We start from the raw sequence: 10,754 nt of genomic DNA on the forward strand, positions 1-10,754 counted from the left end.
CCGCCATCCTCCTGGAAACTGTCCTGACCGTAGCCGATCCCGAAGTAGTAGGTGTCGTCGCCATCCTTGCCGTCGACGGTATCGTCCCCGAACCCGCCATCGAGCGTGTCCGCCCCGTCGCCGCCGTCGAGCGTGTCGTTGCCGGCATCGCCATAGATCGTGTCGTTGCCAAGCCCGCCGACGAGGCTGTCATTGCTGCCGTCGCCGGGGATCGCCTCGAACTGCAGGTCGGTGACCCAGATGCCCTGCTGGCCGGACAGGCCGTTCGAATAGATGATCTCGACCGAAGAGACCGGTCCCGAGATCTGCACCAGCACCGAGCCGCCGGAATCGGAGGGATCGTCGGTGACCTGATTGGCGGTGACGGTGTTGCCCGAGACGGTATCGCCGCCAGACGGCGTCAGGGTCACCGTGACCGCGTTGCCGTCGGCGTCGTAGGCGTTGACGGTGACGATATCGAGGTGGTTCGCGTCGATCCAGTCGATGTCGTTGATGCGGAAGGTGAGGTTCTGCACCGCATCGTCGGCGCCAGAACCGCTGGCGGCGGTGAAGTCGATCGTGGTGGTCGAGGTGGCGCCGTCGCCGGTCCCGGAGAGCAGCAGCGCGTGGGTGGTCGAGAAGGTCTCGCCGGCATCGCGGTACTGGGTGAAGTCGGTGTCGACTTCGAAGATCGGGGCGTTGTCGCCGTCGCTGGCGAACGAGAAGGTGACGTCGACATCGCCGGTGGTCTGGGTGAAGCCGGCGGAGACATCGGTGTTGTTGGCACCGACATTTTCCCACGACATGGTCTCGACCGGACGGGCGAGGCTGCCGTAGTCGCCATAGATCAGGTCATCGCCGCTGCCACCGTCGATGGTGTCGCTGCCCATGCCGCCATAGGCGGTGTCGTTGCCATTGCCTGCGACGATGCTGTTGTGGTTGCCAAGGCTGTTGCTGTCGACCTGGTCGCCGTCCGCATCGACAAAGGCAAGGTCGATGACGTCATCGCCGCTGGTGCCGTCGATCACGCCATCGGTCGTGATGTCCTCGTACTCGGCATAGGTGAAGGCGGCATCGCCGGCAGCGGCGTTGGAGTCGCTGTCATAGGCCACGACTTCGTAGCTGCGCCCGGCGACAAGCGGTTGCTCGGACAGGGTGTAATTGCCCGCGGCATCGCCGCTCTGGGTTTCGAAGAGCACGACCTGGAAGGTTTCGCCGGTGACCGTGTCGCGGACGGTCCAGACGTCCTCGGCCTCGACGGCGCTGCCGGTGGAGGTGCCGGAGGTGGTGGTGACATCGGCGGTCGCGGTCTCGCCGCCGCCTGTGTTGTCATCGAGGGTCTGGCCTTCGATTCCACCTTCGTTGTCGGTGATGACCGCGGTGCCCTGACGCGTCGCAGGGCCGTTCCAGACGAAGGTCTGGCCGTTCGTTGTCGGGATGGTGCCGGTTGGGTCGAATAGATAGAAATCGACCGTATACGTCGCCATGAATACTGCCCCACTCGTACTCGAAACGGCCCGCTTGAACGCGGGTCTCTGCCTCCTCGCCCGCGCACATGCGGGTCGGCCTTCTTATTTGGCGGCAAATGTGACGACAATGTGGCGAGAAAAGATTTCTTGCCGATGTATCATAGGATTACCACGCGGCAGCTCGGCGCCGTGCGGGGCGCTTTGCCGGTGGCACCCGGGCGGTGCCGTGGCTTAGGTGGCGAATGGCACCGAATGCGACAGGGGCAGGCTGCGATGGCGGGTGCCGGTGAGGTCGAAGAGCGCATTGGCGAGCGCCGGGGCCGCGGGCGGGGTGCCGGGCTCTCCGATTCCGCTGATCCAGCGCTGGGTCTCGAGGATGCGGGTCTCGACCTTCGGCATCTGCGGCAGGCGCAAGGCGTCGTAGTCGTAGAAGTTTTCCTGATCGGCCGCGCCGTCCGTGAAGGTGATCTCGCCCATCATCGCCGCCGAAAGCCCGTAGACCAGCCCGCCCACAAGCTGCTGGTCGATGATGCCGGGATCGAGCGCCACGCCCACATCCGCCGCCATCCAGGCGCGCGGGATGCGGATGCCGCCGTCGCTCTCGGCCACCTCGATGACGCAGGCCACCGGCGTGCCGAAGCTGAAGCACATGGCGACGCCGCGCCCGGTGCCCTCGGGTTTCTCGGGCCAGCCGGACATCTCGCGCACCGCCTCGAGCACGCGGGCGGCGGGGCGCCAGGCCTCGCGTGCCAGCGCGAGGCGGAACTCGAGCGGGTCGGCGCCGGCGGCGTGGGCCATCTCGTCGAGGAAACTCTCGTGGAAGAAGCCGTTGTAGCTGTTGCCGACCGAGCGCCAGAACCCCACCGGCACCTTCAGATCGGGCGCGATATGGCCGCGGGCGCGGGCGTTTGGGATCGCATAGGGCTGGTTCCAGAGCCCTTCCACGTGGACCTTGTCCGGCCCCGGCGGGGCGAAGCCCATCCAGCGCTCGAGCGCCTGCCGTGAGGTCGAGGGGCCGGCGACGGCGGCGTCGAAGAGCAGGGCCTGGCCGTCCTTCACCGCACCGCGCATCCGCGCGATGGCGGCGGGGCGGTAGAAATCGTGGGCCATGTCCTCTTCGCGCGACCAGGTGGTCATCACGGGGGTGCCGGGCAGGGCCATGGCGACGCGGGTGGCGAGGACCGAGAAATCGAGCTCGCCACGGCGCCCGAAGCCGCCGCCCATCAGCGTGGTGTGCACCGTGACGCGGCTTTCGGGCAGCCCGGCGGCATCGGCGCAGGCGCTGCGGGTGAAGGTGGGCAGCTGGTTGCCGGACCAGAGCTCGAGCCCATCGGCGGTGATATGGGCGGTGGCGTTGAGCGGCTCCATGGTGGCATGCGCCAGGAAGGGCACGCGGTATTCGGCGGTGATCTCGGAGGCGCCGTCGGGCAGGCTGTCGGTGTCGCCGCGGTCGAGCAGCGTGCTGTCCGGGGCGCGCTCGAAGGCGGCCTCGATCTCGGCCAGGATGGCGTCGGTGGTCTCGGGATAGGGCGCGGCGGCCCAGTCGATCTCGATGGCGTCGACCGCCTGCTGCGCCAGCCAGGTGTTGGTGGCGATGACGGCGACGCCGTCGCCGAGATCGACGATTTTCTCGACGCCGGGCATGGTCTCTGCCGCCTCGGCATCGAAGCGCAGCATGCCGGCGCGGCGGGGGGACATGCGGATCGCGGCAAATCGCAGCCCCTCGGGGCGCACATCGATGCTGTACTGCGCCGTGCCGGTGGATTTCGCCACCATGTCGAGCCGCGGCAGCGGGGTGCCGAGCAGTTTCCACTCGGACCGATCGCGCAGCAGCACCTCTCGGGGAGCGTGGTAGCGCGCCTCGGAGGCGAGCTCGGGATAGGGAATGCGCTGCCCGCCGGGGCCGATCACCGCGCCGTCTTCCGTGGTCAGCAGCTCCGGGTCGGTGTCGAGCCGCGCAGCGGCGGCGGCCTTGAGCATCTCGCGGGCGGCGGCGCCGGCGGCGCGCATGCGCTCGAAGCCGTCCTTCATCGCGGTCGAACCGCCGGTGACCTGCATCCTCAGCGGCTTGCCCAGCGTGCCCATGGCTTCGCCCACCGCGTGCTGGAAGGCGCTCTTGCCATAGGCCGGGCCGGGGGCGTTCTCGGCCATCAGGGCGCTGTTGTAATAGGCCTGCGCAGGCGGCCCGTGCAGCACCCGGACCTGATCCCAGGCGAGGTCCATCTCCTCGGCGATCAGCGCAGCCCAAGTGGTCTGGGTGCCCTGTCCCATCTCAGCGCGGGGCGCAATCAGCGTGACGCCCTCGCGGTCGATCAGGACGAAGGGGTTGAGCGCGGTCTCGTCATGCGCGGGGCGCAGCGGGTTGGTGCCGGGGCTGCGCAGGTACCAGACCCCGAGTGCCACGCCGCCGGCGATGGCCACGGAGCCGAAGAGAAAGCTGCGGCGGGCGAGGGTGCCGAGACGCGACATGGCTCAGCTCTCCATGCCGGCGGCGGTACGGATCGCGGCGCGGATGCGGGGATAGGTGCCGCAGCGGCAGAGGTTGCCGGCCATGGCGGCCTCGATGGCCGCATCGTCGGGCTGCGGGGTTTCGGCGAGCAGCGCTGCGGCCTGCATGATCTGGCCCGACTGGCAATAGCCGCACTGCGCCACCTGGTGGTCGATCCAGGCCTGCTGGAGTTTCGAGAGCGCCTCGGGCGTGCCCAGCCCCTCGATGGTGGTGACCGCGCCCCAGACATCGCCGAGCGCCACCTGGCAGGCGCGTACCGCCTCGCCGTCGATCTGCACCGTGCAGGCGCCGCAGGCGGCGACGCCGCAGCCATACTTGGTGCCGGTGAGGTTCAGCGCGTCGCGCAGAACCCAGAGCAGGGGAACCTCGCCTGGCAGATCGACCTCGTGCGCGGTTCCGTTGACGGTGAGCGTGGTGGGCATCGCGGCCTCCCTTGCCGGGTGCTTTCGCGGGCAGTGTCGTGGAAGCTGCGCGGCGCGTCAATTCAGGCAGGGCGTGACGCTGCGATGCTTGCGAAGCGGAGCGCCTGCGGCGCGCAGGTCATGTCGCCTTGCGGCCCGTCGGGCCGCCGTCTCCGCGGGCTTGGCTGGCGTGACGCTATTGCCGCAGGGGCGGTGCGGGTGGTTTGGGGCGGGGTTTGAGTATTTGAGACGTAGAGAAGGGCTGGAGCGGCGCGCTTGCCCTGGGGCGTGCGGGTGGTGAGGGAGGGCCGGTGAGTATTTGGGACGTAGAGAAGACAGGGGCGCAGTGCCTGCGGTTGGGCTTGAGGGACGGGATGGGCTGCGCGGCGTTTGGGGCCGCGCAGGGGAAGGGTCAGGTGACGCGTTTGCGGCGCTGGTATTTCGGGTGGTCCCAGAGCGCGCCGCGCAGCACGCGGGCCAGCACCTCGACCGCTTCGTGGATCTCGGCCTCGCCGATATAGAGCGGCGTGATGCCGAAGCGCAGGATGTCGGGGGCGCGGAAATCGCCCACCACGCCGAGATCGATCAGCGCCTGCATGATGGCGTAGCCATGCTCGGAGCGGAACGAGACCTGACTGCCGCGGGCGGCGTTGTCGCGCGGGGTGGCGAGGCGCAGGCCGGGGCAGTGGGTCTCGACTTCCTCGATCATCAGGCCGGTGAGCGCCAGCGAGCGCTTGCGCAGCTTGGCCATGTCGACCCGGTCCCAGATGTCGAGCGCGGCGTCGAGCGCCGCCATCTGCAGCACCGGCGGGGTGCCGACGCGCATGCGCTCGATGCCCTCGCCGGGGCGGTAGCCCTGCTCGAAGGCGAAGGGCGAGGCATGACCGAGCCAGCCGGCGAGCGCCGGGTCGGCCTCCTCGGCGTGCTCTGGCGCGATGTAGATGAAGGCCGGCGCGCCGGGGCCGGCATTGATGTACTTGTAGGTGCAGCCGACGGCGAAATCGGCCTTGCCGGCGGCAACATCGACCGGCAGGGCGCCGGCGGAATGGGCGAGATCCCAGATCGCCAGCGCGCCCATCTCATGCGCCTTGGCGGTCAGCGCCGCGACATCGTGGCGGCGGCCGGTGCGGTAATCGACTTCGGTGACCAGCAGTACCGCGACCTCGTCGGTGATCGCGTCCTCGAGCTCGTGCGGGGCGACGAGGCGCAGTTCGTGGCGATCGCCGAGCAGGCGGATGAGCCCCTCGGCCATGTAGAGATCGGAGGGGAAATTGCCGCGGTCCGAGAGGATCACCCGGCGCTCGGGGCGCAGCTGCAGCGCCGCCGCGAGGGCCTGGAAGACCTTGATCGAGAGCGTGTCGCCGACCACGGTCTGGCCCGGCGCGGCGCCGATCAGCCGGCCCAGTCGGTCGCCGAGGCGCCGGGGCATCTCCATCCAGCCGCAGGCGTTCCAGCCGCCGATCAGGTGCTCGCCCCATTCCTCGGAGAGCATGCGCTCGAGCCGGGCCGGGGTCGCCTTGGGCAGCGGGCCCAGCGAGTTGCCGTCGAGATAGATCAGCCCCAAGGGGATGTGGAACTGGTCGCGGGTCCAGGCGAAATCGGTCAAAATTCTCCTCCGGAAATCTGGATGGCCTGGCCGTCGATGCTGTCGGAGCCGGGACCGCAGAGCCAGAGCGCGGCTTGGGCGATGTCCTCGGGCGGGATCAGGCGGCCATGGGGGTTGGCGGATTGCACGAGGGCGGTGGCCGCGTCGCGGCTCAGCCCCTCGCGCTGCATGACGCGGGCGATGTTCTGCTCGACGATGTCGGTTTCGACATAGGCCGGGCAGAGCGCGTTGAAGGTGACGGGCTGGGAGAGGTGGTCGGCGGAGAGGGCGCGCATCAGGCCGACGAGCCCGTGCTTGGCGGCGACGTAAGGCGCTGCGCGCTTCATGCCTTTCACCCCGGCGATCGAGGAGATGGCGATGACGCGGCCCCAGCCGGCCCCGAGCATCGCGGGCAGCACCTCGCGGGTGGTGAGGAAGGCGCCGTCGAGATTGGCGGCGAGGCTCTCGCGCCACGCCTCGAGCGAGATGTCGGGGAACTGCGCGGGCTGCGCCAGCCCGGCATTGGCGATCAGGATCTGCACCGGGCCACGGGCGGCACTGGCGGCGGCGATGCCGTCGCGCACGGAAGCCTCGGAGGTCACGTCCATGACCTGTGGGTGCAGCGGGGGGGCTGCGGCCTCGAGCACGTCGACGCGGCGGCCGCAGATCGTCACGCTGGCGCCGGCAGAGGCCAGCGCACGCGCGATCGACAGCCCGATCCCGGTGCCGCCGCCGGTCACCAGCGCGTGTCGTCCCTCCAGCATTCTGCCCCCGTCCGATTTGGTCGCGCGACCCTGACGCGGTTTCACGTCGCAGGCAAGGTGCGGGATTGCCGCTTGTCATACCCATGCACACATGTGAATGTTTGGCGTGCATGTGGAGGAGGAGTGATCATGCGGGTTTGGACGACGATGGCGGCACTGCTGCTGGCCGGGACGGCAACGGCGCATGAGGATATCGCGGATCTTTATCCGCAGTCCGAGCTTTACAGCAAGCCGGTGGAATTCATTCCGCATGTCTGGAGCGCCATCGGCGCGACGGCGCCGCCGACCTACGAGAATTCGGGGCACAATAACAACCTGAGCTTTGTGGTGACCGGCGACGGCGTGGTGGTGATCAACGGGGGCGCCTCGGTGCGGCTGGCGCAGGCGCTGCATGACGAGATCAAGGCGGTCACCGACCAGCCCGTGAAGCTGGTGATCAACGAGAACGGGCAGGGGCACGCGGTGCTCGGCAATGCCTACTGGGCGGGGCTCGGCGTGGACGTGCTGGCGCATGAGGATGCCATCGAGGTGGTGGAGAAGGACGGCGATTTCATCCTGCAGGGTATGCAGAGATACAACCAGGACAAGGCCGAAGGCACGGTGATCTCGGTGCCCAACTTGTCCTTTTCCGACAATTACACGGTGGAGATGGGCGACGTGACGCTTGAGGTGCTGCACCTCGGTCCGGCGCATGATCCGGGCGATGTGCAGGTCTGGATCCCGCAGTGGGGCATCGTCATCGCGGGCGACATTGCCTTCCACGAGCGCATGCCGCCGATCTTTGCCGAGACCTGCACGAGCTGCTGGATCGAGACCTTCGACGGGCCGTTCACCGATCTTGGCGCGACCTATGTGATCCCCGGTCACGGGCACCCGACCAACATGGCGCAGGTGACGCGCTACACCTCGGACTACCTCAAGGATCTGCGCGCAAAGATCCGGACCCATATCGACGAGGGCGGCGATCTTGCCGGGGCGTTCTATGTCGACCAGTCGAACTGGGCGCAGCTCGACACGTTCGAGGAATTGGCGACCAAGAACGCCGGGCGGGTGTTCGAGGAGATGGAATGGGAATGAGCCCCCGCGGCGGCGGCCGGCGCTGACGAGGTCACCGCCAGACAGCAAATGTGCAAGATTGAGCGACGCCGGGCCCCTTGACCCGGCGTCGCTCTTGTCGCCTCTTGGCGCAGGGGGTGCAGAAGAAGGGCTTTGAGCGCGCGTGATACGGAAATGGATCGATATTCCGCCGGTCTGGCTGCTGGCTTTCCTATGCGTGGCCTACTGGCAGGCGCGTAACCACCCGATGGGGCTGAGCTTCGGCCCGGTCTGGGCCGATCTGCTGGGCGGGCTGCTGGTCGGAGGCGGGATCCTTCTGGCGCTGCTGGCCGTGATGGAACTGCGGCGCAGCCGGACCAGTTTCATGCCGCACGAGGAGGCGGCGCAGCTGGTCACCGGCGGTGTCTTCAAGCTGACGCGGAACCCGATCTACGTGGGCGATGTGATGATCCTGCTCGGGATGATCCTCGCTCTCGATGCGGTGCTGTCGCTGGTGCTGCTTCCGATCTTTGTATGGGTTGTGGAAAAGCGCTTCATCGAGAAAGAAGAGATGCGCTTGCAGCGAAAGTTTGTTGCGCGTTACGTCAAGTACTCGCAACAAACGAGAAGGTGGCTTTAAATTCGTGGCTGAATGTGATTAACCGGCGCGACGACATTGTGAGCGGCGGGTCTGCACGGTAGACCCGGTGCCATATGGTATGTGCCGCAACGTAATAGAGTACCAGAACGGAATACCTCAGGAACCAAGGGGGGTCACAGACGTGAAGATCGGAACGCCAAAGGAATTGGCGGCAGGAGAAAACCGGGTCGCGATGACGCCGGAGTCGGCACTGCAGCTGCAGAAGCTCGGCTACGAATGTGTCATCGAGACCGGTGCCGGCGTGAAGGCAGGCTTTGCTGACGCCGCCTATGAAGAGGCCGGTGTCACCGTCGTCGACGGGCCGGACGCGCTCTGGTCGCAGGCCGACATCATTGCCAAGGTGCAGCCGCCGAGCGACGAGGAAGTCGGTCGCCTGAGCGCCGACAAGACGCTGATCTCGTTCTTCTGGCCGGCCCAGAACGAAGCGCTGATGAAAGAGGCGGCCGACAAGGGCGCCAGCGTCATCGCCATGGACATGGTGCCGCGCATCAGCCGCGCCCAGAAGATGGACGCGCTGAGCTCGATGGCCAATATCGCGGGCTACCGCGCGGTGATCGAGGCGGGCAACAATTTCGGCCGCTTCTTCACCGGCCAGGTGACCGCCGCCGGCAAGGTGCCGCCCGCCAAGGTGCTGATCGTCGGCGCCGGTGTGGCCGGCCTTGCCGCCATCGGCACCGCGACCTCGCTGGGCGCCATCACCTATGCCTTCGACGTGCGCCCGGAAGTGGCCGAGCAGGTCGAGTCAATGGGTGCCGAGTTCGTCTATCTCGACTTCGAGGAAGAACAGGCGGACGGTGCGAGCTCCGGCGGCTATGCCTCTGTTTCTTCGCCGGAATTCCGCGAAGCGCAGCTGGCCAAGTTCCGCGAGCTGGCGCCCGAGATGGACATCGTCATCACCACGGCGCTGATCCCCAACCGCGAGGCGCCCGAGCTCTGGACGCCGGACATGGTCGCGGCGATGAAGCGCGGCTCGGTGATCATCGACCTTGCGGCGGAAAAGGGCGGCAACTGCAAGCTCACCGTCAAGGACGAGAAGATCGTCACCGACAATGGCGTGACCATCGTCGGCTACACCGACTTCCCCTCGCGCATGGCGACCCAGGCCTCGAGCCTCTACGCCACCAACATCCGCCACATGATGACCGACCTGACGCCCGAGAAGGACGGCACGGTCAATCACAACATGGAGGATGACGTCATCCGCGGCGCGACCATCGCGCACAAGCATGACGTGACCTGGCCGCCGCCGCCGCCGAAAACCAAGGCGATCGCGGCGCAGAAGCCCAAGGAGAAGGCGCCCGAGCTGACGCCGGAAGAGAAGCGTGCGGCGGAAGTGGCGGCGTTCAAGGCGCAGACCAAGCAGCAGGTCACCCTGCTGGGCATCGGCGGCGTGCTGCTGCTGGCGGTGGGCCTCGTGGCGCCCGCGAGCTTCATGCAGCACTTCATCGTCTTCGTGCTGTCGGTCTTCGTCGGCTTCCAGGTGATCTGGAATGTCAGCCACTCGCTGCACACCCCGCTGATGGCCGTCACCAACGCCATCTCCTCGATCATCATCCTCGGCGCGCTGATGCAGATCGGCTCGGGCTCGTGGCTGGTGATCCTCCTCGCCGCCGTTTCGGTCTTCATGGCCGGCATCAACATCTTCGGCGGTTTCATGGTCACACGGCGCATGCTCGCCATGTTCCAGAAGTCGTAAGGGGAGGCCAGAGACATGGAATTCGGATTCACCACGGCGGCCTATGTGGTCGCGGCTGTCCTCTTCATCCTCTCGCTCGGCGGCCTCTCGGGGCAGGAGAGCGCGAAACGCGCCGTCTGGTACGGCATCGTCGGCATGGCGCTGGCGGTGTTCGCGACACTGATCGGGCCCGGCTCGGGCCTCTGGATCCTCTCGATCCTCCTGATCGCGGCCGGTGGCATCATCGGCATCTACGTGGCCAAGAAGGTCGAGATGACCGAGATGCCGCAGCTTGTCGCGGCGATGCACTCGCTCGTCGGTCTCGCAGCGGTGTTCGTGGGTTACAACGCGCATTTCACCATGAAGGCCGTGACCGGCCCGAATGCCGCCGAGGCGCATGGCGCCTTCGCGGAGCTGGTGGCGCACAAGGCCCCGGTCGAGCTCAGCATCCTCTCGGTCGAGCTGTTCCTCGGCGTGTTCATCGGCGCCATCACCTTCACCGGCTCGGTCATCGCCTATGGCAAGCTGGCCGGCAAGGTGAGCTCGGCGGCCAAGAAGCTGCCCGGCGGCCACATCCTGAACGCGGCGGCGGCGGTGATCTCGCTGCTCTGCCTGTTCTGGTACATGGGCACCGGCGGCTTCTTCCCGCTGTTCCTGATGACGCTCTGCGCGCTGT

General features: G+C 67.4%; 9 protein-coding genes. 4 read left to right on the plus strand and 5 right to left on the minus strand.

The genetic code is table 11. The features are described from left to right. From AC6RA4_RS18515 to AC6RA4_RS18535, 5 genes are all read right to left on the minus strand, one after another. Window positions 1-1,466 (minus strand): calcium-binding protein (locus AC6RA4_RS18515; protein ID WP_500162878.1); only part of this gene is annotated, 1,466 nt, incomplete at its 3' end. Between the two features lie 213 nt (window positions 1,467-1,679). After that, the gene (locus tag AC6RA4_RS18520; RefSeq protein ID WP_500162880.1) at window positions 1,680-3,917 is read right to left on the minus strand and encodes a xanthine dehydrogenase family protein molybdopterin-binding subunit; all 2,238 of its coding nucleotides are present in this window, start codon (window positions 3,915-3,917) and stop codon (window positions 1,680-1,682) included. 3 nt (window positions 3,918-3,920) lie between these two features. Beyond that, window positions 3,921-4,379 carry a (2Fe-2S)-binding protein gene (locus AC6RA4_RS18525; protein ID WP_500162882.1) on the minus strand — a complete coding sequence of 153 codons (459 nt, stop codon included), beginning with the start codon at window positions 4,377-4,379 and terminating at the stop codon, window positions 3,921-3,923. A 391-nt stretch (window positions 4,380-4,770) separates the two neighbouring features. Next, on the minus strand, window positions 4,771-5,964 hold the full coding sequence (gene kynU, locus AC6RA4_RS18530) for a kynureninase (protein ID WP_500162884.1): 1,194 nt from the start codon (window positions 5,962-5,964) through the stop codon (window positions 4,771-4,773). After that, on the minus strand, window positions 5,961-6,707 hold the full coding sequence (locus AC6RA4_RS18535) for an SDR family NAD(P)-dependent oxidoreductase (RefSeq protein ID WP_500162885.1): 747 nt from the start codon (window positions 6,705-6,707) through the stop codon (window positions 5,961-5,963). Before AC6RA4_RS18535 ends, kynU begins: the two co-directional genes overlap by 4 nt. A 129-nt stretch (window positions 6,708-6,836) precedes the next feature. Between AC6RA4_RS18535 and AC6RA4_RS18540 the strand changes: the two genes are divergently transcribed. From AC6RA4_RS18540 to AC6RA4_RS18555, 4 genes are all read left to right on the plus strand, one after another. Continuing rightward, window positions 6,837-7,784, plus strand: coding sequence for an MBL fold metallo-hydrolase (locus tag AC6RA4_RS18540; protein ID WP_500162887.1), 948 nt, complete (start codon window positions 6,837-6,839; stop codon window positions 7,782-7,784). Between the two features lie 145 nt (window positions 7,785-7,929). Further along, window positions 7,930-8,382 (plus strand): methyltransferase family protein, encoded by a 453-nt coding sequence (locus AC6RA4_RS18545; RefSeq protein ID WP_500162893.1) that lies wholly within the window; start codon window positions 7,930-7,932, stop codon window positions 8,380-8,382. A gap of 142 nt (window positions 8,383-8,524) precedes the next feature. Then, entirely contained in the window at window positions 8,525-10,099 is a 1,575-nt protein-coding gene (locus AC6RA4_RS18550; RefSeq protein ID WP_500162889.1) for a Re/Si-specific NAD(P)(+) transhydrogenase subunit alpha, read from the plus strand. Window positions 10,100-10,114: 15 nt separating this feature from the next. Beyond that, on the plus strand, window positions 10,115-10,754 hold a 640-nt coding region (locus AC6RA4_RS18555; RefSeq protein WP_500162891.1), incomplete at its 3' end, for an NAD(P)(+) transhydrogenase (Re/Si-specific) subunit beta.

This window comes from Salipiger sp. (assembly GCF_059781815.1).